Source organism: Pectinatus haikarae (assembly GCF_015732185.1).
Classification (GTDB): Bacteria; Bacillota; Negativicutes; order Selenomonadales; family Selenomonadaceae; genus Pectinatus; species Pectinatus haikarae.
The window spans coordinates 1-26,281 of the sequence record NZ_WIQM01000007.1 but is presented as its reverse complement, the minus strand read 5'-3'; the positions used below and the strand labels follow the sequence as shown (position 1 = coordinate 26,281).

24 protein-coding genes are annotated in these 26,281 nt (G+C 37.8%); 20 read left to right on the top strand and 4 right to left on the bottom strand.

Translation table 11 applies throughout. The features are described from left to right. Window positions 1-68: 68 nt before the first annotated feature. Window positions 69-1,559 carry a threonine synthase gene (thrC, locus tag I6758_RS03700; RefSeq protein WP_196603859.1) on the bottom strand — a complete coding sequence of 497 codons (1,491 nt, stop codon included), beginning with the start codon at window positions 1,557-1,559 and terminating at the stop codon, window positions 69-71. Window positions 1,560-1,574: 15 nt separating this feature from the next. Next, entirely contained in the window at window positions 1,575-2,804 is a 1,230-nt protein-coding gene (locus I6758_RS03695) for an aspartate kinase (RefSeq protein ID WP_196603858.1), read from the bottom strand. 354 nt (window positions 2,805-3,158) lie between these two features. On the opposite strand from I6758_RS03695, the gene purE reads away from it, so the two are divergent. The 7 genes from purE to purD all read left to right on the top strand — a co-directional run bounded on the left by purE (window position 3,159) and on the right by purD (window position 9,554). Further along, the gene (gene purE, locus I6758_RS03690) at window positions 3,159-3,647 is read left to right on the top strand and encodes a 5-(carboxyamino)imidazole ribonucleotide mutase (protein WP_196603857.1); all 489 of its coding nucleotides are present in this window, start codon (window positions 3,159-3,161) and stop codon (window positions 3,645-3,647) included. Between the two features lie 22 nt (window positions 3,648-3,669). After that, entirely contained in the window at window positions 3,670-4,380 is a 711-nt protein-coding gene (gene purC, locus I6758_RS03685; protein ID WP_231038491.1) for a phosphoribosylaminoimidazolesuccinocarboxamide synthase, read from the top strand. A gap of 22 nt (window positions 4,381-4,402) precedes the next feature. Beyond that, window positions 4,403-5,836 carry an amidophosphoribosyltransferase gene (gene purF / locus I6758_RS03680; protein ID WP_196603856.1) on the top strand — a complete coding sequence of 478 codons (1,434 nt, stop codon included), beginning with the start codon at window positions 4,403-4,405 and terminating at the stop codon, window positions 5,834-5,836. A 72-nt stretch (window positions 5,837-5,908) separates the two neighbouring features. After that, complete coding sequence (gene purM, locus I6758_RS03675) at window positions 5,909-6,973, top strand: phosphoribosylformylglycinamidine cyclo-ligase (protein ID WP_196603855.1); 1,065 nt, start codon at window positions 5,909-5,911, stop codon at window positions 6,971-6,973. After that, window positions 6,966-7,577 (top strand): phosphoribosylglycinamide formyltransferase, encoded by a 612-nt coding sequence (purN, locus tag I6758_RS03670; RefSeq protein ID WP_196603854.1) that lies wholly within the window; start codon window positions 6,966-6,968, stop codon window positions 7,575-7,577. Before purM ends, purN begins: the two co-directional genes overlap by 8 nt. A 17-nt stretch (window positions 7,578-7,594) precedes the next feature. Further along, complete coding sequence (locus tag I6758_RS03665) at window positions 7,595-8,185, top strand: IMP cyclohydrolase (protein WP_196603853.1); 591 nt, start codon at window positions 7,595-7,597, stop codon at window positions 8,183-8,185. Between the two features lie 88 nt (window positions 8,186-8,273). After that, on the top strand, window positions 8,274-9,554 hold the full coding sequence (purD, locus tag I6758_RS03660) for a phosphoribosylamine--glycine ligase (RefSeq protein WP_196603852.1): 1,281 nt from the start codon (window positions 8,274-8,276) through the stop codon (window positions 9,552-9,554). A 598-nt stretch (window positions 9,555-10,152) separates the two neighbouring features. Here the strand turns inward: purD and I6758_RS03655 are convergent. Then, entirely contained in the window at window positions 10,153-10,674 is a 522-nt protein-coding gene (locus tag I6758_RS03655) for a hypothetical protein (protein WP_196603851.1), read from the bottom strand. 224 nt (window positions 10,675-10,898) lie between these two features. Here I6758_RS03655 and I6758_RS03650 point away from each other — a divergent pair, with 224 nt between their 5' ends. Together I6758_RS03650 and I6758_RS03645 are read left to right on the top strand one after the other, a co-directional pair. Further along, the gene (locus I6758_RS03650; RefSeq protein WP_196603850.1) at window positions 10,899-11,345 is read left to right on the top strand and encodes a DoxX family protein; all 447 of its coding nucleotides are present in this window, start codon (window positions 10,899-10,901) and stop codon (window positions 11,343-11,345) included. A 150-nt stretch (window positions 11,346-11,495) separates the two neighbouring features. Then, on the top strand, window positions 11,496-13,025 hold the full coding sequence (locus I6758_RS03645) for a transposase (RefSeq protein WP_196603849.1): 1,530 nt from the start codon (window positions 11,496-11,498) through the stop codon (window positions 13,023-13,025). 147 nt (window positions 13,026-13,172) lie between these two features. On the opposite strand, the gene I6758_RS03640 is transcribed toward I6758_RS03645, so the two are convergent. Continuing rightward, a complete protein-coding gene (locus I6758_RS03640; RefSeq protein WP_196603848.1) occupies window positions 13,173-14,045 on the bottom strand; it encodes a LysR family transcriptional regulator in 873 nt (290 codons plus the stop codon). A gap of 514 nt (window positions 14,046-14,559) precedes the next feature. Between I6758_RS03640 and infC the strand changes: the two genes are divergently transcribed. The 11 genes from infC to I6758_RS03585 all read left to right on the top strand — a co-directional run. After that, window positions 14,560-15,087, top strand: a complete 528-nt coding sequence (infC, locus tag I6758_RS03635) for a translation initiation factor IF-3 (RefSeq protein WP_196603962.1) — start codon at window positions 14,560-14,562, stop codon at window positions 15,085-15,087. A 2-nt stretch (window positions 15,088-15,089) separates the two neighbouring features. Then, the gene (gene rpmI, locus I6758_RS03630; protein WP_196603847.1) at window positions 15,090-15,287 is read left to right on the top strand and encodes a 50S ribosomal protein L35; all 198 of its coding nucleotides are present in this window, start codon (window positions 15,090-15,092) and stop codon (window positions 15,285-15,287) included. A 25-nt stretch (window positions 15,288-15,312) separates the two neighbouring features. Then, window positions 15,313-15,666, top strand: coding sequence for a 50S ribosomal protein L20 (rplT, locus tag I6758_RS03625; RefSeq protein ID WP_196603846.1), 354 nt, complete (start codon window positions 15,313-15,315; stop codon window positions 15,664-15,666). Window positions 15,667-15,746: 80 nt separating this feature from the next. Next, window positions 15,747-16,985 (top strand): LL-diaminopimelate aminotransferase, encoded by a 1,239-nt coding sequence (locus I6758_RS03620; protein ID WP_196603845.1) that lies wholly within the window; start codon window positions 15,747-15,749, stop codon window positions 16,983-16,985. A 275-nt stretch (window positions 16,986-17,260) separates the two neighbouring features. After that, window positions 17,261-17,713: a Fur family transcriptional regulator gene (locus I6758_RS03615; RefSeq protein ID WP_196603844.1), complete on the top strand. Its 453-nt coding sequence runs from the start codon at window positions 17,261-17,263 to the stop codon at window positions 17,711-17,713. Then, on the top strand, window positions 17,695-19,191 hold the full coding sequence (gene hemZ, locus I6758_RS03610) for a coproporphyrinogen dehydrogenase HemZ (RefSeq protein ID WP_196603843.1): 1,497 nt from the start codon (window positions 17,695-17,697) through the stop codon (window positions 19,189-19,191). The genes I6758_RS03615 and hemZ overlap by 19 nt, the downstream gene beginning before the upstream one ends. 12 nt (window positions 19,192-19,203) lie before the next feature. Beyond that, window positions 19,204-20,469 (top strand): histidine--tRNA ligase, encoded by a 1,266-nt coding sequence (hisS, locus tag I6758_RS03605; protein WP_196603842.1) that lies wholly within the window; start codon window positions 19,204-19,206, stop codon window positions 20,467-20,469. Between the two features lie 2 nt (window positions 20,470-20,471). Beyond that, window positions 20,472-22,274, top strand: coding sequence for an aspartate--tRNA ligase (aspS, locus tag I6758_RS03600; protein WP_196603841.1), 1,803 nt, complete (start codon window positions 20,472-20,474; stop codon window positions 22,272-22,274). 87 nt (window positions 22,275-22,361) lie between these two features. Beyond that, window positions 22,362-24,419, top strand: a complete 2,058-nt coding sequence (gene recG, locus I6758_RS03595; RefSeq protein ID WP_196603840.1) for an ATP-dependent DNA helicase RecG — start codon at window positions 22,362-22,364, stop codon at window positions 24,417-24,419. Window positions 24,420-24,893: 474 nt separating this feature from the next. Further along, window positions 24,894-25,898 (top strand): tyrosine-type recombinase/integrase, encoded by a 1,005-nt coding sequence (locus I6758_RS03590; RefSeq protein WP_231038490.1) that lies wholly within the window; start codon window positions 24,894-24,896, stop codon window positions 25,896-25,898. Window positions 25,899-26,095: 197 nt separating this feature from the next. Beyond that, on the top strand, window positions 26,096-26,281 hold a 186-nt coding region (locus tag I6758_RS03585; protein WP_330998017.1), incomplete at its 3' end, for a LysR family transcriptional regulator.

Genomic DNA, 26,281 nt, shown 5'->3' with positions numbered 1-26,281 from the left:
ATGAAAATCAAGCGTCTGTTTTTCGTATTGAATCTGCTATAGAATATTAATCAAAAGAAAATACTGTACTATTTTAAACAATTTCTTATTTCTACAGCCATGTTTTCCTTTGCGCAAATTTTTTTATGAAGTATGGAAGCTGTTTTTAATGAAGATAATCCCGCAGGAATAGCGGATTTATTATACTTTTTAAGAATATCAAGCTGAGTAAATTCATCTGCATCACCTATATCAATACCAAGCGCAGCCAAAACACTGTCATTGAATTTATAAGGACTTGCTGTAGATAAAACGACCATAGGTATTTTTTTGTAATCGGCAGTTTCCCTATAATTTTGAGCAGCCTGCCAAGCAACTGCTGTATGCGGATCGGCGGTATAACCATATGTGTCATGAAGAATCCTGATAGTGGCTAAGGTCTCTTTTTCATCTACCCAGTCAGCAATAAATATTTCCTGAAGCTGTGATAAGTAACTGCTGTCTATTGTATAATGACCGTTTGCACTGAGCTTATTCATCCATTCATCTATTTTACGGTCATCTTCGGTAACATGATATAAAAGACGCTCTAAATTACTGGAAATCAATATATCCATAGACGGAGAAATAGTTTTGAAAAATTTACGATTTTTATTATAAGTGCCCGTCGCAAAAAAATCTGTCAAAACATTATTGGTATTAGATGCGCAAATAAGCTTATTAATAGGCAGTCCCATTTTCCTTGCATAATAACCAGCCAAAATGTCACCGAAGTTTCCGGTAGGCACAGTAAAATCAACCTTATCACCAGGTCTTATAACCTTTTTATTGACAAGATCACAATATGCACTGAAATAATAAACAATTTGAGGCAAAAGCCGTCCCCAATTTATTGAGTTGGCTGAAGATAATTCATAGCCTTTTTCTGCCAGTTCTTTATTAAATACTTTATCATTGAAAATCTTTTTTAATCCTGATTGGGCATCGTCAAAATTACCTTCTATAGCAATTACATCAACATTGGCACCTTTTTGAGTTATCATCTGGCGGCGTTGTATATCGCTTACACCCTGCTGAGGATAAAAAACAATGATTTTTATTTTTTCAACATCACGAAAACCTTCCAAAGCAGCTTTCCCTGTATCACCAGAGGTCGCTACCAGAATTGCAACGTCATTTTTTTGTTTTGTTTTTTGCAGCGCTGTAGACATTAGCTGAGGCAGCAGCTGCAGTGCCATATCTTTAAAGGCACTTGTCGGACCGTGCCAAAGCTCAAGAATATATTGTTCATCTGACAATTTGATAAGCGGTGCGATCGATTCATCATCAAATTTTTGATCCGTGTAAGCTTTTTTGATACATTCTTTTATTTCTTCATCAGTGTAATCCGTCAAATACAATGACAGAATTTTAAAAGCACGTTCCTGGTAAGAACAGGTAAGCATTTCGGACAAAAAAGCATTATCTGTTTGAGGAATTTTTTCGGGGACAAACAAACCGCCGTCTTCGGCTATTCCCTTAATAATAGTTTGAGCAGCACTGATTCGATTATTTTTATCACGGGTACTGTTATATTTCATATTTTCAATCCTTCCTCAACCTTCAGGAAAAAACTCATTATGAATTATATTCACGGCTTCATGCAGGGAGGAACTTTTTATGAGACAGGATATGCTTATTTCGGAGGTGCTTATAACATCTATGTTAACTCCTGCCTTGGAAAGTGCACCAAACATTCTGGCTGCTATGCCGGGATTGCCGAGCATACCGACACCAACCACAGAAACTTTTGCAACATCTTTTTCAATCAGAACACCGATCGCATTGAGTTCACCTGCTGCCTTATCTACCACCGGTTTAGCGGTGCTGAGATCATCTGAAGCTACAGTGAAAACCATGTCCGTGACATTTTTTTCAATATTACGGATACTTTGCACTATCATATCAACATCGATGTTTTTTTCAGCCAGGGCCGAGAAGATGGAGTAAGCGATGCCCGGATTATTAGGAACACCCAATACAGCTATTTTTGCAACCTTTTTATCATGGCTTACACCTCTTATTACGAACCCTTTTTCTTCCATTGTATATTCCTCCCTAATTATTGTTCCGGGCTTATTATTAAAAGTAGATCTGACATGTATAGGTATATTCATCAGCTGGCCTACTTCAACTGAGCGTGGCTGCATGACACCGGATCCCAGACGAGCCATTTCCAGCATCTCGTGATAAGTTATTTCCTTCATTTTCCTGGCATTTTTTACCATTCTTGGATCTGCCGAGTAGATTCCGTCAACATCAGTGTATATTTCACAGGAATCTGCGTGCAATGCCCCTGCCAAAGCTACAGCAGATGTATCAGAACCGCCGCGTCCCAAAGTTACTGGATCACCAAGTTGATCACAGCCCTGAAAACCGGCAACAATTACGATATTATTATTATTCAATTCATCCAGAACACGCTGTGGTCTGATGTCCATGATTTTTCCTTTTGTATGTACATCATTGGTCTTTATGCCCGCAAGGGATCCCGTGAGTGATACAGCTTTTTGACCAATTGATTTAAACGCCATTGTTAAAAGCGATATGGATACCTGTTCGCCCGTGGTAAGCAGCATATCCATTTCCCGTGTATATTTATACGGGTCACTGTCTATCTGATTAGCCAACTTTATTAATTCATCAGTCGTGTCACCCATAGCCGATACGACAACAACAACTTTATCATCTTTTCCTTTTTCGTTAACGATACGCTTGGCGACGTTCATTATTTTTTCTGTACTGCCTACAGAACTGCCGCCAAATTTTTTTACAATCAATGACATCATTATCCCCCTAATTACTTATTCAGCAAAAGCCTGCCTCATGGGCACTGCTGCCGCTAAGTGTAACAGCTGTTACATTATACAACACAACCTCATATTGTGTATAGATATTATAGCAAAAAATATTACCATTTGCCCATAAAATTTACGATACCCGCATTTTTACTCTCCGGAAAAGAAAATAATTGTATTAAAGTTCAATCTTTTTTAATATCAATCGTTGCCGCAGCTGATTATGCATAAAGCGATGAAAATAATATTAAAAATGTAAGTAAACTGTCATATTATATTGCAGTTTGCTGTCTGTTTTGCTATTATTGAAAGGTACGAATATTATTTTTAGGAGGAGATCTCATGAAAGTTGCTGTTGTAATGGGCAGCGATTCCGATTTACCGGTCTTGAAGCCGGCAATTAAATTATTGCATGATTTCGATATTGAGACGGAAGTTATAGTGGCCTCGGCGCACCGTACTCCGTCAAAAGTGCGTGAAATCGTTTCGGCGGCTCAGGACCGCGGTATCGGCGCTTTTATTTCTGCAGCTGGTGCGGCGGCTCATTTAGGAGGCGTTATAGCTTCTTATACAACACTTCCTGTAATAGGTGTTCCCATAAATGCTACTGCATTGAATGGGATGGATGCTCTTTTAAGTACGGTACAGATGCCTTCGGGTATTCCTGTTGCTACAATGGCGATAAACGGCGCTAAAAACGCTGCAATTTTCGCGGTGGAAATCTTCGCATTGAGCGATGCTGGTTTAAGCAAGAAACTTGCAGACTATCGGTTGAAGATGGTTGAAGAGGTAGAAGCAAAAGCAGCTAAAGTTGCCAGTGAATTGAAATAAGATTGTTACAGGGGGAGTTATTATGAGTAAAGAAAAATTATATGAAGGCAAAGCTAAAATCATTTATACGACAGATAATCCTGATGAACTTTTAGTTTATTATAAGGATGATGCCACTGCCGGCAATGGTGCAAAAAAAGGTACTATAATGGAAAAGGGAGTTTTAAACAATAAAATTTCCGCGTTTTTTTTCGATATGCTTGCTAAGCAGGGGATTGAACATCATTATATAAACATGCCTAGTGAAAGAGAAATGCTGGTAAAAAAACTTGATATAATTCCGCTGGAAGTTGTTCTCCGCAATGTTGCGGCAGGAAGCCTTGCTAAACGTTTAGGTCTTGAAGAAGGAACAAAATTGACTTTCCCTGTCCTTGAATATTATTATAAATGTGACGAATTGAACGACCCGATGATTAATAAATTCCATATTAAAGCGATGGATTGGGCTGCAGAAGATGAACTTGCTCAAATCGAAAAAACTGGTCTGAAGATCAATGCTATAATGACGGATTATCTGAAGACTAAAAATATAGATCTCATTGATTTTAAACTTGAATTTGGACGTTACCATGGCAAAGTAATCCTAGGAGATGAAATTTCTCCTGATAACTGCCGTTTCTGGGACAGCACAACTCACGAAAAACTTGATAAAGATCGTTTCCGCAGAGATATGGGGAATGTTGAAGATGCCTACAAAGAAATTCTGCATCGTCTGACTGGTGAGCAGGCTTAACATAGGAGAGAAAATAAATAAGATGGCTGATATTTCCGTATCAAGCAAGTGGCATGAAGAATGCGGTGTTTTTGGCGCGTACTCGCACACTGAAGATGTTTCGATGATGACATACCTTGGTCTTTATGCTCTGCAGCACCGCGGTCAGGAAAGCGCCGGTATAGCAGTAACTGACGGTGCATGGATGGACGTTTCCCGTGGTATGGGCCTGGTGAACGAAGTTTTTCGGCATCAGATTCCCCATATGGATAATCAGTATATTTCTATTGGCCATGTTCGTTATTCAACTACCGGATCCAGCCTGTTGGCTAATACACAGCCCCTCATGGTAAATTATGCAGGCGGTAAAATCAGTCTGGCACATAACGGCAATCTTACCAACGCTGCAGAAATACGCCGGGAAATGGAAGAACAAGGGAATATTTTCCAGACCTCCATAGATTCTGAGGTTTTTGTTAATCTTATAGCCAGATCAAAAGCCGCTTCAATTGAAGATAAAATCATGGAAAGCATGAATAAGATTGAAGGCGCGTACTGCCTCACTATCATGACTGAGGACAAACTGATAGGGGCGCGTGATCCGCATGGTTTTCGTCCGTTATGTATTGGCAAATCAGATGATGCATGGGTCTTATCCTCTGAATCCTGTGCACTTGCTGTTGCCGGTGTACATTATGTGAGAGATGTAGAACCAGGTGAGATGGTTGTAATTGATAAACACGGATTGAAATCCTATAAATTTGCTGCCATCGAAAAAAAGGCAGCATGTGTCTTTGAATATATATATTTTGCCCGTCCGGATAGTGTTATAGACGGACAAAGTGTCCATGAGGCCCGCTTTATGATGGGGCGTATACTGGCCAGAGAATCAGGTTTTAAGGGTGATGTAGTTATATCTGTTCCCGATTCCGGGACCACAGCCGCTACAGGATTTGCCTATGAATCGGGTATTCCTTTTATAGAAGGTCTCATAAAGAACAGATATATAGGCCGTACTTTTATTCAGCCTACGCAGAAAAAACGCGATACTGCGGTCAAACTTAAACTCAGTCCTATTGTTTCGGCTGTCAAGGATAAGGACGTAATAATGGTAGATGATTCTATCGTCAGAGGAACTACCAGCGGAAAAATTGTCCGTATGCTGCGCAGTGCCGGTGCAAAATCTGTTCGCATGTGTGTCAGCTCCCCGCCAATAGGGTTTCCCTGTTATTATGGAATAGACACTTCCATCCGTAAAGAACTGATTGCTTCAACTAAAACAGTCGACCAAATTTGTGAGTATATAAAGGCTGATGCTTTGCACTTTTTATCAATTGAGGGTTTGAAGGAAAGTATAAAATCAGCCGACAGCGAAGATATGTGTTATGCGTGTTTCAATAATTACTATCCTGTTGAAACGCCTAAGGCTGACACGGTTGGTGCCGATAAATATGTATTTGAGCATTTGAAAAAATGAATATGATTTTCGTCTCAGATGTTTTTGCGGCAGCTGAGACGGACTTTTTTATTTATTATAATGGGGGATAAAATGTCTGAGAAAAAAAACGTCGGTTTGACATATCGTAATGCCGGAGTTGATATAGATGCAGGAAATTATTCGGTATCACTTATAAAAGACAGCGTAAAAGCCACCTACCGTCCTGAAGTCCTTGGTGATTTGGGCGGATTCGGCGGTTTATTTGCTTTGAATACAGCTAAGTATAAGGAGCCTGTTTTAGTTTCGGGCACGGATGGTGTAGGCACAAAATTGAAGTTGGCCTTTATGCTTGATAAGCATGATACTATTGGACAGGACGCTGTAGCGATGTGTGTCAATGATGTCTTAGTACAGGGCGCTGAACCGCTTTTTTTCCTTGACTATCTGGCAGTGGGCAAGCTTGAACCAGAAAAAGTCGCTGCTGTCGTTAAGGGAATCGCTAAAGCCTGCACTGAATCAGGATGTTCTCTGATCGGTGGCGAAACAGCTGAAATGGCGGGGTTTTATTCTGATGGTGAATACGATATAGCTGGTTTTACCGTAGGAGCTGTGGAAAAATCAAAAATAATCACCGGTGAAAAACTATCTTCCGGTGATGTTCTTATAGGTTTGCCTTCGACCGGTATACATTCTAACGGGTATTCTCTTGTACGCAAGATATGCTTTGAGCATATGGGTTATAAAGGCACGGAATATATAGATGAACTGGGGACGACTTTAGCAGAAGAGTTGCTTAAACCGACAAGGCTTTATCCTAAAGTGTGCCTGCCGCTTATTGACAAGTTTGATTTGCATGCCATGGTACATATCACCGGCGGAGGTTTTTATGATAATATTCCGCGTATATTACCGGAAAAATGCGCTGCTTTGATCGATGCATCTGCTTGGCAAATGCCTGTTATATTTTCTCTGCTGCAAAAATGGGGGAATGTTGATTGGCGGGAAATGTACCGTACTTTTAATATGGGCATTGGCATGATTATTGCTGTTGCTGCTGAAGACGCACCGGCAGTGCAAAAGCAGCTTGCCGCGCAGAATGAACTTTCCTATATCATAGGAACCGTCACTCCGGGGAATAAAAACGTAGTCATAAAAGGCGGGGTATTTAATGAATAAGCCGATTTTGGCTGTTTTAGCATCAGGCCGCGGCACCAATCTCCAATCAATAATTGATGCTATAAACAGAGGTCAGTTTTCTGCAGAAATCGGTATTGTTCTAACTGATAAACCGCATGCCGGTGCTCTTGAACGTGCAGCTAAGGCCGGCATACCAAGTTTATGTATTGATCGCAGTAAATATAATACAAAAGAAGCTTTTGAAAAAGAACTCCTTTCTGTATTAAAGGATTATAAGGTAGAACATATTTTACTGGCTGGATTTATGCGTATATTGAGTCCATTGTTTATACGGGAATATAAAAATCGAATATTAAATATTCATCCAGCTCTCTTGCCGGCCTTTACCGGCGCTCATGCGCATAGAGACGTCCTTGCCTATGGTGTTAAAATTTCAGGATGCACTGTACATTTTGTCGATGAAGGAACTGACAGCGGACCAATTATTATACAGGCTGCTGTTCCCGTATTAGATAATGACACGGAAGAATCGCTGGCGGAACGTGTTCTTCAACAGGAACATATAATCTATCCAAGGGCTGTCGGATTATACTTGAACGGATCTTTGGAAATAAAGGGACGCAAGGTACTACTAAAAGAATAAATCAGGCGGTGGATTTTTTGAAAATAAAGAGAGCACTTCTCAGCGTATCGGATAAAACAGGTATTGTAGATTTAGCCAAAGCTTTGCATTCTTCCGGAATAGAAATAGTTTCCACCGGCGGCACGATGAAGGCTTTGCAAAAAGCGGGAATACCGGTCTTATATGTCAGTGATGTTACTGGATTCCCTGAAATTATGGATGGGCGTGTAAAAACATTGAATCCGTATATTCATGGGGGTATACTGGCTGTGCGTGATAACCCGGAACATCAAAAAGCAATGCAGGAGCATAGCATAATAGGCATAGACATGGTTGTTGTCAATCTTTATCCATTTAGAGAAACTATTGCCAGGGCTGATGTTTCTCTTGCTGAAGCTATCGAAAATATAGATATAGGCGGTCCGGCTATGATCAGGGCAGCTGCCAAAAACTTTAAGTATGTAACGGTTGTTGTTAATCCTGATCATTATTCTGAAATAGCTGCTATGGTCAAGAAGGGTGAAGTAGCTGCCACCTTCAGAATGAAACTGGCACAGGAAGCCTTTAAACATACGGCTGAATATGATGATTGCATACAGAGTTATTTGGACAGCAAAATAGAAAAATAAGTATAAGACTAATTATCGGAAAAATCAATTACAAAAGCGCACTTGAAATTTGAGTGCGCTTTTTGACAATACGCAGGAGGTAGTATATTTGAATATATTAGTAATTGGTTCTGGCGGACGGGAGCATACTCTTGTATGGAAAATATCGCAGAGCAGCAAAGCAGCAAAGATATATGCTCTGCCCGGTAATCCGGGAATGAAAAATATTGCTGAATGTGTCGACGGTATCAGCATTGAAGACAATAGTAAAATTATTGATTTTGCAAAAGCAAAAAATATAGGGCTGATCGTTATAGGTCCTGAAATTCCCTTAATGAACGGTTTGGCAGATGATCTGCAAAAAGCTGATATTCCTGTTTTTGGTCCGGTTAAAGCAGCAGCCCTGCTGGAAGGGTCGAAAGCTTTTTCTAAGGAAATAATGAGAAAATACAATATCCCTACAGCCAAATATGAAACCTTTAAAAGCGCGGCAGCAGCTAAAGAGTATATAAAAGAGGAAGGCGCGCCGATAGTAGTCAAGGCAGATGGTCTCGCTGCGGGTAAAGGCGTTATCGTTGCAGAAACAGTTGAACAGGCATTGGAGGCCGTGGATGAAATCATGTGTGACAAAGCTTTTGGCAATGCAGGAGACTGTGTGGTCATAGAAGAATTTCTTGAAGGAGAAGAAGCCTCAATACTGGCCTTTACTGACGGAAAAATAATAAAACCCATGCTTGCTGCTCAAGATCACAAACGAATTTTTGACGGAGATAAAGGTCCGAACACCGGAGGAATGGGGACTTATGCACCTGCACCGGTCATCGATGAAAAGATAATGAATCAAGTGCAAAAAGAAGTTCTTGAACCAATTATAGCGGCAATGCAAAAAGAAAATAAAAAATATCAGGGATGCTTGTATGCGGGATTGATAATAACGGATAAAGGGCCTAAAGTAATAGAATTTAATGCTCGTTTCGGTGATCCGGAAACACAAGTGATTCTGCCGTTACTGAAAAGCGATCTTGTTGAGATAATGATCTCGTGCACCAACGGCACTTTGCATAAGCAGGATATCCTCTGGGATAAAAAAACGGCAGTCTGTGTTGTTCTTGCTGCAGGCGGGTATCCTCGTCAGTATAAAAAAGGTGAACCCATAAAAGGACTTGAAGATGCTGACAAGGCAGGTGCACTAGTTTTTCATGCCGGAACCAGGGCGGTTGACGGGCAGATAGTTACCGACGGAGGCAGAGTTTTGGGCATTGTATCTACAGGCAAAGATATAAAAGAAGCAATAGCTAATACTTACAGGGATGCAGCTTTAATAACCTTTGCCGATATGCAATTTCGCAAAGATATAGCTCAAAAAGCTTTCAGGCACTTAAAACAATAGCCTGCACATGAAATATATCATGGCGATAATATATTGATTTTTAATTTAATAGAATGAACATAAAGGCAAATTAATTAATAGTATTTATATCATCCAATATTGTTATAAATACTATTAATTAATAATAAAAAATATTTATAATAAATTAAAAAAAATTTATTATAAAGAGGATTTTCAGAAGGAAAGAGAACAAGCTTGTCGAAATAAATATCATATAAATTTGATAGAAGAAAGAAGTGATATTATATGACTAAGCTTGAATTTAAAAAAGAAAAGCCATTTTGTCTGAATCTCCAAAAAAAAGTGAACGTTGTACGTTATTATAAGCAGGTTAATGCTGCTCAAACAATTCGCTATAAACAGGAATGCGAATATCGATTTGATTGCAAGGAGTGTACCAATTGCGTACATGCTTTTCATCCAATAGGATCAGAATATCTGCAAGGATAAGTTTTTATTAATTAACTATATTTTCAGAAAAATTAATATAAATTAATCAATATGTATATAAAATTATGTCAAGTTTTATGAACTAATACTCTAAAAAAAAGAGAAGCTTTCGCAAAACAGGCGAAAGCTTCTCTTTTTTTGAACAGGATTAAGTATTACTCTGACTGCTCCTTATCTGAGATACAGCATTTTTTAAAGTTTCACCCGAAGGGTCAGATTTGAGCATGACTGAAAGTTTTTTGGCTGATGAAACGCCGTTTAGAAGTGTTTGATAAACTGTGTTTGTATTTTTTGCGGAATTACCATTAAGAGAAAAAAGAAGTGTGGACATTTGTGAAGTTATCGACTGTACGGAGCTTGAAGAATTTATATCCTGCATTTTTTGAAAATTTGCTGCGGACAGTTTGGAAGCGGCGCTTAATGTACTTAAGGAAGAATAGACATTACTGAGCAATGGGTCGGAAGAAGATGCAGACGCGGAACCGTTTATTATATTGACCAATCCCTGAGATAAACTATATGCGGGAGCAGCTGCCGACGAATCAGTAAAAACATTATTCGATGATGACGAACTGCCGGCAGCAGAAGAAGATTCTGCCGAAGTTGCTGAAGATAATGTATCAGCATTATTCAACAACTTTTCCACAGTAGATATTGCCAAATTTGACATCGCAGACACCTCCATAAAACGATCATTAAATAATAATTAATATAGTTTGATAATCTTTTTTTAATTCTATCATTAATCGCTTTTTTCTTCAAGGATATTAAAATAAAAAAAATGCTGGTAATTTTTTTAATATATTATAAAATAGATAGGAAAGCTAAATATGCTTTCTTATGAAGAATTTCCATGACCAGTGGGATTTTATTCAAAAAAGGGAGGGTGCTTAATTGATCAATTTTTTAAATGATATTTATTATTTTGCTTCAGACAAAAAAAATTTTGGCCTGTTGATTTTTCGTATTGTTTTAGGATTGATGTTTATGTGGCATGGTTTTCCAAAATTGAGCGGCGGGCCCGAAAAGTGGGCTGAGCTCGGACAGGTTATGTCAGTATATGGGATAACATTTGTTCCTGCATTATGGGGATTCCTTTCCGCTTTTGCTGAATGCATCGGTGGTCTGCTGGTATTCTTGGGACTATTTTATCGACTGGCGGCAATTTTACTTTTTGGCAATTTACTGGTAGCTTTTAGCAGCCAGATGCTGCAGGACAAAGGTCTTTTTAAATCATCCCAATCCTTGGAAGATGGTTTCAACTTTTTCGCTGCATTTTTTATCGGACCAGGCAGGTATAGTATCGATTATTATCTGAATATAGACAGGCAGATAAAATAAAAAATGAAAAGGGGCTGTGAAATAACACTCCTATAAAAACAAAAGAGGATCGCTTGCTCGAACGAGCCGGTGATCCTCTTTTTGTGTTAAAATTTTACATACCACATGAAAAATTCAAACATACATTATTCTAAAACAAAACAGGCAGTTTTGCCACTATTTATTTCGGATTTTCTGGATATTTGTGATCCTGTGCTGGTTTTCGACAGATTCATGGAGGGAATCGACTTGGAGAAGTACCTGAAAAATGTTCCGGAGCACGTTACCGGACGCATCAGGTACAACCCGACCAGCATGTTGAAAACAATCTTATTTGGATTTATGACAAATGGATATATCTCGCTCCGCGAACTCGAAGATTGCTGTAAAGTCAATCTTCGCTTTATCTATCTCATGGAACACGAGACTCCATCTTATCGCACGTTCGGCTATTTTATCGAAAATATCCTCAACCCATCCGTCGAGGAATTGTTCAGCGAGATCAACAAGAAAATCTTTGCTAAAGATCATGTGGATTTGAGCCATCTGTATATTGACGGTTCGAAATTTGAGGCAAATGCTAATAAATATAGCTGGGTATGGAAGAAAGCGACTGAAAAGTCTAGATATAGACTTTTTGAAAAAGTCACGGGATTACTTGATGAAATCAACGACGATCTTTCCGGCTTTGGTATCAAAATTGATACGAATTCCGAATACGTTCCTGAATACCTGAATGAAGTAACAGATCGGTATGCCAAAATCTATGAAATAGATGAAACAAAATTTGTCCATGGAAAAGGCCATCGAAAAACACCCCGGCAGAGCTATTACGAACGGCTTCAGGAATATACAGCCAAACTCAAAGAATATGTTGAAAAGATAACCATTTGTGGTCCAGACCGGAACAGTTATTCCAAAACAGATCACTGTGCGACATTCATGCGGATCAAGACAGATTATATGGGCAACGACCAGCTCCTGCCAGCCTACAATGTTCAATTTGGTATTGCAGATGAATACATAGCTGTAGCTGATGTAAATCAATACCGTGCAGACATGGATTGTTTTGTTCCCTTACTGGAGAAATTTCATAATACCTACGGATTTTATCCAAAGTATCCCGTTGCTGACGCAGGATATGGTTCATACAACAATTATATTTACTGTGAGCAGCACGGTATGGAAAAGTATATGAAATTCACTATGTACAAGAAAGAAACTACTGACGCAAAGTATCGAGATAATCCGTTTCGGGCAGTGAATTTCAAGATTGACGAAGAAGGCACACTGCGTTGTCCGGCCGGACAGGCATTTTATCTTCAATATAGACGAAATGTAAAAGGGAATCAATACGGACGTCAGGAAGAGGTCTACCAGTGCGAAAATTGTACAGATTGTCCTTATGCCTCCGAGTGTAAAAAGACGGATAAAAACAGGACGATTCATCTTAACCAGGAACTAACTTCTATACACCAAGAAGTTGTGAATAACCTAGAAAGCATTCAAGGAGCGCTTCTTCGTATGAATCGCTCGATTCAATCTGAAGGTACTTTTGGCATCATGAAAAATAACCGCTGGTATAAAAGAATCGTTCGAAAAGGTATGAAACAAGTACGTTTAGAGATTTTCCTGGTTTCCATCGGGCACAATCTTTATAAATACCACAATAAAAGACTACGTTTGAAGAAAGCCGCATAAACTGTAGAAAAGCAGTTTTTATGGGGAAAGGGGTTGTATGCCCTTTTTTCAGTAATTGCCCGCTTGTTGCCTCAAATTGTATAGAAAAAGAGACTGTGGACAAAATGATTTCTCATTTTGTCACAGCCCCTTTTCCTAAATAAGTCTTTATTTTAAAGTATCCTGGCAAAATTCGATAAATGATTGTGCCGCTTTTGATATATATCGATCTTTTTTCCAGGCGAGACCTACATCGACAAAAATGGGATCTTCAAAAGGCAGAACTTTTATGTTTGGTGTATCTTTTACAACAAAATCCAGTAGAAAAGCAATACCGACATTACTCGCTACAAGTCCTTTGATAGTCTCAATCTGATTTGATTCTAATACAATATTAGCTTTTATGTTTTCCTTACTCATTTTTTGCATTAAAAGATTTCGCAAATATGAGCCATCCTTGAGCATTATAATATTTTCATTCTCAATATCACTAATGGCAATTGATTTTTTCTTGGCCAACGGATGATCCAGAGGCAGACAGGCAACAGATTGATTTTTTGACATTGGTAAAAGTTCAAGACTCGAAGAAGCTCCTGAGAGAATGACAATCCCAAAATCCAGTTCATCCCGTTCGATTTGTTCTCTGATAGTCATAGAACCTTCTTCATAAAGATAGATATCCAGATGCGAATATTTTTGTTGAAAACTGGAAAATATTTTGGGAAACAAAAAAGCGCCTATCATAGATGGGATGCCTATTTTTATAGTGCCTTTTTGTAGTTTTTTATAGTCATTTACTTCTAAAACCGCATCCTGGATATTGCGCAGGGCTAGGTCTATTCTGTTCAAAAAAACTACCCCTTCAGGGGTGAGAGAAAGTTGTTTTTGACTTCTGTCGAAGAGTTGAATACCAAGCTCTGCTTCAAGCTTTTTTATGGCTACTGTTATATTAGGCTGTGATACACGTAATCTTTTGGCCGCTCTTGTAATATTTTTTAAGCGGCTGGTCATTTGAAAATATTCCAGTTGTTTTAGTTCCATTATACTCCTCCTGCAAAACACAGTAATAATTAAAAAAATTTATATACGGTGCCTGTCTATGTTTAAGGACACAGTGCATTTTTATTATATAAATTTATTAAATATAGTAAATATATTTATGTCATTTATTATAGCATAAATATATTATGCTATCCAGAGATATTTTGTGAAGATAATATGTAATAAAAATACATGGAAACAGCTTAACCAAGCAGATAAATCCCAAAAAATAATTTACCAATAAATAAATATTTGTTATTGATGATACAGTTAATATACTCATATAAAAACATTTTTATCATGAAAAATATTTATGGGAAATACTTATAGAATTTTTTTAATAAATATTTGACAATAAATATTTGATATGTTAATATATGTATATTATTCAAGTAGAGGCCACCGCTTCTCACCTGATGATGAAAAGTCATCCAGGTTTATATTTCGCATGAAAAAGGGTGGCGGCGTGCCGCCCTTTTTTTGTTTTATATTTTTAGTAAAGAGGTGATTAGATATTAGTAAAGATAGTTTAAGAATTAACGGGGAAATACGCGTACGTGAAGTGCGAGTCACTGATGTAGATGGCAATCAGTTGGGTATAATGCCTATAAGAGATGCTTTGGCCCGTGCTGAAGAAGTTCATCTTGATTTGGTTGAGGTTGCGCCTAAGGGAAAACCTCCGGTCTGTCGCATAATGGATTTTGGCAAATATCGCTATGAACAGCAGAAACGCGAAAAGGAAGCTCGTAAAAAACAAAAAGTTATAACGATAAAAGAAGTAAAGCTTCGCCCCAATATTGAGCAACATGATTTTGATGTAAAAACAAAGAATGCTTTACGTTTTATAAATGATGGTAATAAAGTAAAAGTCACGATCATGTTCCGTGGCAGGGAATTGTCACATCCAGAACTTGGTCGCAGCTTGCTGCTTAAAGTTGCTGACACACTTTCAGAGTATGTTATAGTGGAACGTACTCCAAAACTTGAGGGCAAAAATATGATAATGATTCTGGTACCAAAACAGATTAAGGGAGGAAATTAATAATGCCGAAAATGAAAACACGCCGCGCAGCAGCTAAACGCTTCACTGCCACCGGTACAGGTGAATATAAACGCAACAAATCTTTTAAAAGTCATATATTAGAAAAGAAATCACCTAAACGCAAACGCAATCTCAGAAAAGCTGCCATTATCACTGCAGCTGATCACAAACGCGTTAGTAGAATGCTTCCATATGCTTAATAAAAAAATTCGGGAGGAAAAATAAATGCCAAGAGTAAAAACAGGCGTTACAGCGCATGCACGTCATAAAAAAATATTGAAATTAGCTAAGGGTTATAAAGGTTCTAAAAGCAAGCAATTTAAAAAAGCAAATGAAACTGTAATGAAAGCATTGTACTATGCTAGAAGGGACCGTCGCGCCAAAAAAGGTGATTTTCGCAAATTATGGATTGCCCGTATTAATGCTGCTTCCCGCATCAACGGAATTTCTTACAGTCGCTTAATTTATGGACTTACCAAGGCAAATGTGGAAGTAAATCGTAAAATGCTGGCTGATTTGGCTATAAATGATGCTGCAGCATTCACCAAGTTGGTTGCTGTAGCTAAGGAAAATCAGTAAAATAATATTGAAAAAAGCTGTACATAATATTTGAATTATGGCAGCTTTTTTTATAAGCCTCGTATAAGGAGAGTAAAATAATGACATTAGTTAATGAGAACTATTTAAAACTGCAGGGCAGTTATTTATTTGCTGAAATAGCGCGTCGTGTCAGTGCTTTTAAAAAAGAGAACCCTTCAGCTGATGTTATCAGCCTTGGTATTGGCGATGTAACGCAGCCTTTAGCCCCTGTGGTCATTGAGGCACTGCACAAAGCAGTAGAAGAAATGGCTGATGCAAAAACTTTTCGGGGATATGGTCCTGAACAGGGGTATGCCTTTTTGCGCGAAGCTATTGTCAACACAATTTACGCACCACGCAAAGCACAGATAGAGTCAGATGAAATTTTTGTCAGTGACGGCGCTAAAAGTGACTGCGGAAATATACAGGAAATCTTTGGCAATGATAATATCATAGCTATAACAGATCCTGTTTATCCTGTGTATCTTGATACAAATGTCATGGCGGGAAGAACCGGTCTTTATAATGAAGCTGCCGGCATTTTCGATAATGTTGTGTATATGCCATGTACCGCAGAAAATAATTTTATTCCTGATTTTCCGAAAAAACATGTTGATATTATATATATATGTTGTCCAAATAATCCCACAGGCACTACATTATCCAGGAAACAATTGTCTGCATGGGTGAAATATGCAAAAGAAAATGACTCTGTCATTTTATATGATGCTGCATATTCTTATTATATTACGCAAGAAGATGTTCCCCGGACTATTTATGAAATTGATGGGGCAAGAGACGTAGCTGTCGAATTCAGATCGTTCTCCAAAACAGCAGGCTTTACAGGAATGCGCTGTGGATATACCGTTATTCCTAAAACAGTGTTTGGACATACTAAAAGCGGAATGAAGCAGGCTTTAAATCCTATGTGGAATCGCCGCCATACTACAAAATTCAATGGTACAGCTTATATTGTCCAGCGTGCTGCTGAAGCTGTTCTCAGTAATGAGGGACAAAAACAAATAATGCAGACCATTGACTATTATATGAATAATGCCAAAACGATATGCAGGGGCCTGGATGCCGTTGGCATAAAATATTTTGGTGGAATAAACGCACCATATATATGGCTTAAGGCACCAAACAGCATGAAATCATGGGAATTTTTTGATAAACTTTTAAACGAAGCTAACATAGTGGGCACTCCGGGTGCCGGCTTTGGTCCTTCCGGTGAAGGTTATTTCCGTCTTACTGCTTTTGGTGATAGGGAAAGTACAATAAAAGCGGTAGAACGCATTAAAACAAAATTGAAACTGTAAGGTGTTAAGTTCGAGGACGGCAATAGAGGACGATTAAGTCTTGTGGGTAATAATTTCTATATTTCAGAAGAGATAATGTACCAACCGAAATGAGAACTTATTGACCGTTCAGAGATTGTTAAAACTTGCATTAGTTTATAGCAGTCTCTTTTTTTATACAGCACGTGGTTTTTGTGAAACTTTAAAAATACTTTGTATTATACAATGTTTTTTGGTAAAATAATTAGTTGATAGTAATATTTATGGTAGCTTACTCAGAGAAAGGGGCTTATATTATGGGTAAAAAAATTACCATTGATGATTTGACAAAAAAACTGCAGAGCCCTCATCACAAAATCACACCACAACGAAAGATTGTTTTGCAGGTTTTTATAGAAAATCCCGGAGAACATCTGAGTGCAGAAGATGTACACTATATTCTGCGCGATAAAGGCTATGATATAGGTCTGGCAACAGTTTATCGCAGCCTGGAACTTTTATCAGAACTTGCAATATTGCAAAAAAATGACTTTGGCGATGGATGCCGTCGTTATGAACTTAATACAGCTAATCCTGATGCTCACCGTCATCATCATTTGATATGTCTGAAGTGCGGTAAAGTAGCAGAATTTGCCGACGATCTTCTTGAAGATCTTGAAGTGGATATAATGGAAAAAAGCAAATTTAAAATTCTTGATCATCAAGTAACTTTTTATGGATATTGCAGTAAATGCCAAAAGCAGCTTTGATTATAAATAAGCTCGTAATAAACAGCGAAAAAGAAATTGTTCATAAAATAGTAAAAGAGATTCTGCTGCTGTTTAAAATAGAAGTTCACCAGGACGTTCCTGCTGATTACGATATTATTGAGATATCAAATTATGTGAAAAAAGATATCGTATTTGAAGTTTTTACTAAAATCAGATTTGTAAAGAATAGTAAAAGCCAATTATTTACAAGAACAGATTTTGCAAGACAGGATGAAAATCCTCGCGCTTCAGCAAATCGTTTAATAAAGCTTAATCTTTATCATTTATTAACGGACAATTTAGGTCCTATTGTCGCTCCATGGGGAATATTGCACGGGGTGCGGCCCGCTAAAATTGTTCATAGGTATATAAGCAGTGGAATGGATAAATCGGCTATCGCAGCAAGATTGACGGCTGATTATGCAGTATCAGGAAAAAAAGCAGTATTGCTTACTGATATTGCCTATGGACAGCTGCCTGTACTCGCTGCATCAGATCATAATACAATAAGCATTTACATTGGTATCCCATTTTGTCTCACTCGCTGCCTGTACTGTTCTTTTCCATCCAATCTTCTGCCGGAAGCTGACATACTCAATGCTTTTATGGCTGCTTTGCATAAGGAGATATTATCTTTAAGAGAGATTATAGATGCTTATCACCTAAAAGTGCAAAATATTTATATCGGCGGCGGTACACCTACAAGTCTGCCGGAAAAATATTTTGCTTTACTTCTTGATTATGTTCAGGGTTTATATTCAAATGATATTTTGGAATATACGGTTGAAGCAGGACGGCCTGATTCGATAACACTCGAAAAAATTAAACTGATGACAGCATATAAAGTCAGCAGGATGAGCGTAAATCCTCAGACGATGCAGGAAAAAACGTTAAAAATAATAGGTCGCAGACACACTCCGCAGGAGATCGAGAAAGTATATAATGATATCCGTCTCATTAGTCCTGCAAAGATAAATATGGATCTGATTTTAGGCTTGCCCGGAGAAACAGCTGCTGACGTGCGTGATACATTAGAAAAAATTATTAAATTATCCCCTGATGATATAACGGTGCATGCACTGGCTGTAAAAAAAGGATCATCGCTTAAGAGTTGTCTGGATTCTGTACAACTGCCCGATGACAAAGTAACACGTGAAATGGCTTATACCGCAGAAAATTTGCTGCTGCAGGCAGACTATTCACCATATTACCTGTATCGCCAGGGTTATATGAGCGGTCAGCTTGAAAACACGGGCTATTGCAGACAGGGTTCCGCAAGTATTTATAACATTCAGATAATGGGTGAAAAACAAACTATCTTAGGTATTGGGGGCAACGCATCTACTAAAATAGTAGCGCCGTCCTTTGCATATTTGAAAACCTTATTTAATCCTAAGGATTTAGGGACCTATTTGAAAAGTGTCGATGATTATATTGAGCGGCGCCTTTCTTTAATGCGGGAAGTTTATGAGAAGTAAGGAGAGAGACTTATGCTGACAACTGTTCCGCGTGGAACTAAAGATATTTTGCCAGAAAATGTACATGAGTGGCAGTATCTGGAAAATAAAATACGAGAGCTTTGCTTGTTATATGGTTTTAATGAAATAAGAACACCTATGTTTGAACATACAGAATTATTTATGCGCGGCATAGGAGAAACCACGGATGTAGTGGAAAAGGAAATGTATACCTTCCTTGACAGAGGCGGACGCAGTATCACACTGCGTCCTGAAAATACAGCTTCTGCAGTAAGGTCCTATTTGCAAAATAAATTGTATGCAGATGGTGGCATCACAAAATTATTTTATATCGGTTCTATGTTCCGGTATGATAAACCACAAGCTGGCAGATACCGTGAATTTCATCAATTTGGCATAGAAGCCATCGGAGAACAAAGTTCGCTGATAGATGCTGAAGTAATAAGCCTTGGCGCAGCTCTTTTAAAAGATCTGGGATTGAATGATGTTCTTTTAAAAATAAATTCAGTAGGTTGTCCGAAATGCCGCCCTGTTTACAGAGAAAAATTGCAGTCTTTCTTTAAGGATAAACTTACTGAACTGTGCAATGACTGTCAGTCACGCTATGAACGCAATCCTCTGCGTATACTTGATTGTAAGAATCCTCATTGCAAAGAACTCGCAGAGGGGGCACCTAAAATTACAGATTGCCTTTGTGAGGAATGCGCCGATCATTTTGATAAACTTCAGGATTCATTGACAAATTTAGGAATTGATTATATTCTTGATTCGCATTTAGTGCGTGGTTTGGATTATTATACCAAAACTGCATTTGAATTTAAATATCTGCCATTGGGTGCTCAAAGCGCTATTCTTGGCGGTGGTCGTTATGATGGACTTATTGAAGAATGCGGCGGTAATCCGACACCGGCAGTAGGATTTGCCACAGGCCTGGAACGTGTTTTACTTGCACTTGAGACGCAAAAATTACTTCCGCCTAAAAATGCATATTGCGACGTATTTATTATTGCTATGGGAAAAAAGGCTGAACAACCTGCATTTAAATTACTTCAGCAGCTGCGCGATAAAAAGCTGTCTGCACTTATGGATTATGCCGGGCGCAGTATGAAAGCACAAATGAAACAGGCTAATAAAAATGGAGCGAAATATGCCGTTATAATTGGTGATGATGAACTTGCCAACGAAAGTGCGACTGTACGCAATATGACAGACAGTGCGCAAACAACAGTACCTTTTGCATCATTGATAGATAAGATTACTTTTGAGGTGAATAAATAATAATGGAAACATTAGACGGAATGCCCCGCACACATCATTGCGGACAACTTAGCAAAAATGATGTGGACAGGGAAGTTGTAGTATGCGGCTGGGTATCACGCCGCCGTGATCATGGGGGACTTATTTTTGTTGATCTGAGAGACAGATCAGGATTAGTTCAGACTGTTTTTGCCGAAGACAAGATCGGAAATGAAGCTTTTCCAAAAGCTGAGTCCCTGCGTTCTGAATTTGTTATTGCTGTACGCGGCCGCGTATCGCTGCGTTCTGAAGAAACTGTCAATCCTCATATGCCAACCGGTGAAATTGAAATTTATTGTGAGGAACTTCGTATATTAAATACAGCTCAAACGCCTCCCTTTTATATTCAGGATAATATTGATGTGGATGAAACCTTGCGTTTGAAATATAGATACTTGGATCTGCGTCGCCCTGAAATGCAGAAAAACATTATTTTGCGTCATCGAGTAACAAAGATTATGCGGGATTACTTTGACAGAAATGATTTTTTGGAAATAGAAACTCCTATGCTTACAAAGAGCACACCGGAAGGTGCACGTGATTTTCTTGTCCCGAGCCGCCTCAATCCCGGTAAGTTTTATGCACTTCCTCAATCTCCGCAAATTTTCAAGCAGATCCTCATGCTGGCTGGTTATGAAAAATATTTTCAGATTGTCCGCTGTTTTCGTGATGAAGATCTGCGTGCAGATCGTCAGCCTGAATTCACTCAGCTGGATATAGAAATGTCTTTTGTCGATCAGGAATATATATTAAATACTATGGAAAATATGGTAGTTGAGCTTTTTGCTAAGGCTGTTGACGCGAAAGTTCCCGGACCATTTTTACGAATGACATGGCAGGACGCGATGGATCGATTTGGCTCGGACAAACCCGACCTGCGTTTTGGTATGGAGCTTATGGATATATCCGATTATGTCCGCGGTTCTGAATTTAAGGTATTTGAATCTGTTCTGCAAAATAAAGGACAGGTTAAAGTTATCAACGTTAAAGCTTATGCGGGCATTCCTCGCAGAGAACTTGACGGACTTGTGGAATATGTAAAAAATTATGGTGCAAAGGGTCTGGCATGGATTCAGTATACTGATTCTGAAATAAAGTCACCCTTTAAAAAATTCTATTCAGAAGAAACTTTTCTCAAGATCAAAGAAGCTGCAGGAGCTGAAACCGGCGATTTATTATTAGTAGTTGCCGATAAACCTTTGGTCGTAGCTCAGGCTCTTGGTGAGCTTCGTCTTGAAATGGCCCGCCGCAGAAACCTTATAGATCCTGATAAATTATCTTTCCTCTGGGTTGTCGATTTTCCTATGTTTGAATATGGTGAAGAAGATAAACGCTGGAAGGCAATGCACCATCCATTTACTGCACCGTGTGAAGAAGATGTTCAATATCTTTTATCAGATCCTGGCCGAGTAAAAGCTAAAGCTTATGATATGGTTTTAAATGGCACAGAAATAGGCGGAGGCAGTCTGCGCATATATAACAGCGATCTTCAGGAAAAGGTATTCGAAGCTATCGGCCTGACACCAGAGCAAGCTCATGCAAAATTTGGCTTTATGCTTGATGCATTCAAATATGGTACTCCCCCTCACGGCGGATTGGCATTTGGTCTTGATCGCCTGGTTATGATAATGGCTAAACGCGATTCTATTCGTGACGTTATTGCTTTTCCTAAAACACAAAGTGCTTCATGCTTGATGACACAGGCTCCGTCCGATGTAGATAATAAACAGCTGCGTGATCTTTCCATTAAAACTACTGTCGCAGCAAAAAAACATAAAGAAGATTGAGCGTTTCACCTTGCTGTGAAATAAGAGCATAATACGCAATTGTATTGTGCTCTTATTATTTTAACGCTTTTCTTTGCAGGTGATAAAATGAATTTTGAAGAAAATATACAATACGTTAAAGGAATAGGACCAAAAAAAGCACAAGCATTAAATAAATTGGGAATAGAAAACAAATACAACCTGTTGACATATTATCCAAAACGTTATAATGATCAAAGTGACATAACGCCAATAAGCGAAATTGAATATGATGAAACAGTTAATGTAAAAGGATATATAATAAGTATTCAAGAAAAAATATCATATAAAGGAATGAAAATAATCACCGTATTATTGAGTGATGACACAGGTACATTACAAATAATATGGTTCAATCAACCCTTTTTAGCAAGATCTTTGAAAAAGGGTATGAATTTGTTTGTCAAGGGAAAAATCAGTTATGCTTATGGAGGCAGTGGACAATTCTGCATCAAACAAATTATTTCCTATTTTTTATTGGACGATGAGCAAAATGAGCAATGCGAATTTCTTCCTATATATATTCTTCCCGGTACTATAAAACCAAAATTTTATCGCAGTATACTGACAGATACACTCAGTGATCTTCATAATATTCCTTGTGCTTTGGCTGAATCGATAAGAAATGAATATAAACTTTTGACAAAAGCAGATGCTTTGCGAAAAATACATTTTCCAAAAAGCGAGGAGGATATTGAAGCTTCTCGCAAAATGCTTATCTTTGAAGAACTTTTTATGATTCAGTGCGGGCTTATTCATCTGCGTAAGATTCATACTCAGAATAAGCATGGCATTCATTGTTTGCTTAACAGCACTCTTGTAAAAAAACTATATAGTGCTCTTCCCTTTAAGCTCACAGCAGATCAGGAAAAAGTATGGTCAGAAATATGCAATGATATGCAATCATCTACTCCTATGCAGCGGCTTTTACAGGGTGACGTAGGTTCGGGAAAAACAGTAATTGCCGTACTGGCATTGGTCAAAGCTGTTGAAAACGGCTGGCAGAGCGCTTTAATGGTTCCTACAGAAATTTTAGCCAGGCAGCATTTTCGCAATTTCTGTCTATTGCTTGATCCATTGGGAATAAAAACAGGCCTTTTGCTTGGCAGTCTTTCTGCAAAAGAGCACAGAGATGCTTTACAGCAAATAAAAACAGGAAAATGGCAGATAATAATAGGCACTCATGCACTTATACAGGATAAGGTGGAATTTGCAAATCTGGGTTTAGTTATTACAGATGAGCAGCATCGTTTCGGAGTTGCTCAAAGAGCATATTTGGAAGCTAAAGCTGTGCATATACCGGATGTATTGGTAATGACTGCCACTCCGATACCGCGGACGATGACCCTGACTGTATATGGTGATTTAAATGTGTCCATGATACGTCATCTTCCTCCCGGCCGAAAAAATATAAGAACCTTTCTACGTACTAAAAGCGCACGCGAAAAAATTTATCAATTTGTATTAAAGGAAATCAAAGAAGGCAGGCAGGCATATGTAGTATGTCCTTTAATAGAGATTTCTGAAAATATAAAAACAGTCTCAGCTGAGGAAATGTTCGAAAAATTAAATACCGGTATTTTTAAAAATATAAATTGCGCACTTTTACATGGCAAGCTTTCTGCAATTGAAAAAGAACAAATAATGCAGGATTTTTTCGCAAATAAAATACATTTACTCGTAAGCACCACTGTCATTGAGGTAGGTGTCAACGTTCCCAACGCTTCCATAATGGTAGTGGAAGGGGCTGATCGTTTTGGCTTGGCCCAGCTTCACCAGCTTAGAGGCCGTATTGGCCGCGGACAATATAAATCCTACTGCATATTGCTGTCTGACAGTAAAAGCAGCAAAACTGTCGAACGCCTTTCCTTAATGGAAAAGATAAATGATGGTTTTGTTTTGGCAGAGGAGGATCTGCGGCTTCGTGGGCCCGGACAATTTTTTGGCGCCATGCAGCATGGTCTTCCCGATCTAAAAATAGCGAATGTGCTCAGTGATGTTAATATTTTACTTGATGCGAGAAAAGCAGCTGAAAAGTGGTGTGCAAATAAAAATCCCATGACAGAAATAATTCGAACAATAAATATACAATATAAAAATGATTTTCTAAAAATTACTGATATTTAATAATATCTATTGTTACTCAATGCTTATACTCTTATTGGTTATAAAAGAAAATAATAATATCTACTTAGAACAATTAAATATTATAAAGTTTCTTTAATTATATTAATGTGTATATTTATGGCAACAGATATTCAAATATAACCAATATATATTAACCAATTTGACGTAAATCGTCTAAAACAGCTTTATTTGGCTTTTTACATGTAAAATATATATTTCCATATAAACATACAAAAATTATTTTTTCTTTTCTTAAATAAGCTCTAATTGAGCCGTTCAAAATATTATCTGCTGATTTTTAGAACGCTTTTAGTAAAAACTATGATATACTATATATTATAGTTTTACTTATTTCTAAATGGTGCACATCGGCTCTCCTACACTATTCCTGCTTATTTTTCCTAAGTCCTACTTCATTAAAAATAGGACTTAAGAAATAGATCCATACCCAAAATTCAAATAAAGAGGTATAAAATGAACTCTTCAAAAAAAATTGCAACAATACCAAAACGCTTCATGTCTATACCTGATTTTATACCGGAACATGAAATAAATGCTGATAATTTTATATTAAATTATAAAAAATTTTTAGAACGCTATCTTTCTCATGGAGAACCTGCAGAAGATACCTTGCGCAATTATTGTTCAGCGGTAGATGGATATATAGAATGGTGCCATTATAATAAACGTCATCCGTTGAAAATATCAGAATATGAATTTACCTATTATCGTGATATGCTTGTTCAGCTGAAAATGAAAAAAAGCAGTATAAAAAGTAAACTTAATGCTATAAAACAATTTTACAATATCGCTTTGAAAGTAAATTTGATAAAAGAAAATCCGGCTAAAGATATAGGAATTAAAGCATATGAGGCAAATGATATTTCTCCGTTGAAGTTTTTGGATCTTCCTCAGCTGGAGCACTTGCTTTCTGTCATTCCTGATGATGGGGAAAATATTGAAAATATGAGAGACAAAGCCATGATATTGCTTATGGCTTTGGAGGGGCTGCGTACTGTAGAGGTATACAGAATGTCAGTAGCTGACATAGATTGGAAAATAAAAACTATCTATATACATGGTAAGGGGCATAATGACTTTATTTATCCCCGCGGAGACGTTTTGGAATATTTGTATAAATACATAAATCTTCGTTACTTTGATACAAATAAGACTGATGAAATGGGAAAAGCTGTTTTTACTGCCATCGGTAATCGCAATAAAGGAGGCCGGATGGATCGACGCAGCATTAGGCGCAGTATAGACTCTTGGCTGGAAATGGCAGGCTATAAAAAGAGAGGCATAAGCTGCCATATGCTGCGGCACACCTGTGGTACACTGCTATATAGTAAAACGAAGGACTTGCAGATTGTTAAACAAGTATTGCGGCACAGCGATATTAATATAACGAGCAAATACGCACATGTTTTCAGTCAAATAGATAATAGGTATACTTCAATAATAAAACTAAAAAAATAATAGTTGTTTTATAATAGTTATAGTATTTATTATTAAATAGCTACTTAATAATAAATACTATAACTATATATAAAGAATAAAGTATCGTTATTATAAAATAATAGAAAGTATGCGGTCTAAAAAGTGTGCATTAAAAACAATTCTGAAAATTCTTTTACAATCAGTATAGCTATGCAAGATGTAAAATGGAGGAGACAATGCTGGACTTGAAAAAATTACGTTATTTTATCACTATTGCTGATGAGGGAAATGTAACAAATGCCGCTAAAAAACTTAATATTACACAGCCACCTTTAAGTCATCAAATAAAAGTTATGGAAAAAGAAATAGGTGTAGAATTAATGCATAAAGTCGGCAGAAATATCGAGCTGACGGAAGCAGGA

Coding starts and splice junctions, on each gene's coding strand:
- recG (WP_196603840.1), top strand. CDS start 22,362: ATGAATTTTGAAGAAAATATACAATACGTTAAAGGAATAGGACCAAAA.
- hisS (WP_196603842.1), top strand. CDS start 19,204: ATGCTGACAACTGTTCCGCGTGGAACTAAAGATATTTTGCCAGAAAAT.
- hemZ (WP_196603843.1), top strand. CDS start 17,695: ATGCCAAAAGCAGCTTTGATTATAAATAAGCTCGTAATAAACAGCGAA.
- I6758_RS03695 (WP_196603858.1), bottom strand. CDS start 2,804: ATGTCATTGATTGTAAAAAAATTTGGCGGCAGTTCTGTAGGCAGTACA.
- I6758_RS03590 (WP_231038490.1), top strand. CDS start 24,894: ATGAACTCTTCAAAAAAAATTGCAACAATACCAAAACGCTTCATGTCT.
- I6758_RS03620 (WP_196603845.1), top strand. CDS start 15,747: ATGACATTAGTTAATGAGAACTATTTAAAACTGCAGGGCAGTTATTTA.
- purF (WP_196603856.1), top strand. CDS start 4,403: ATGGCTGATATTTCCGTATCAAGCAAGTGGCATGAAGAATGCGGTGTT.
- I6758_RS03640 (WP_196603848.1), bottom strand. CDS start 14,045: ATGGAACTAAAACAACTGGAATATTTTCAAATGACCAGCCGCTTAAAA.
- rplT (WP_196603846.1), top strand. CDS start 15,313: ATGCCAAGAGTAAAAACAGGCGTTACAGCGCATGCACGTCATAAAAAA.
- purM (WP_196603855.1), top strand. CDS start 5,909: ATGTCTGAGAAAAAAAACGTCGGTTTGACATATCGTAATGCCGGAGTT.
- aspS (WP_196603841.1), top strand. CDS start 20,472: ATGGAAACATTAGACGGAATGCCCCGCACACATCATTGCGGACAACTT.
- purN (WP_196603854.1), top strand. CDS start 6,966: ATGAATAAGCCGATTTTGGCTGTTTTAGCATCAGGCCGCGGCACCAAT.
- thrC (WP_196603859.1), bottom strand. CDS start 1,559: ATGAAATATAACAGTACCCGTGATAAAAATAATCGAATCAGTGCTGCT.
- rpmI (WP_196603847.1), top strand. CDS start 15,090: ATGCCGAAAATGAAAACACGCCGCGCAGCAGCTAAACGCTTCACTGCC.
- I6758_RS03615 (WP_196603844.1), top strand. CDS start 17,261: ATGGGTAAAAAAATTACCATTGATGATTTGACAAAAAAACTGCAGAGC.
- purC (WP_231038491.1), top strand. CDS start 3,670: ATGAGTAAAGAAAAATTATATGAAGGCAAAGCTAAAATCATTTATACG.
- I6758_RS03655 (WP_196603851.1), bottom strand. CDS start 10,674: ATGTCAAATTTGGCAATATCTACTGTGGAAAAGTTGTTGAATAATGCT.
- purE (WP_196603857.1), top strand. CDS start 3,159: ATGAAAGTTGCTGTTGTAATGGGCAGCGATTCCGATTTACCGGTCTTG.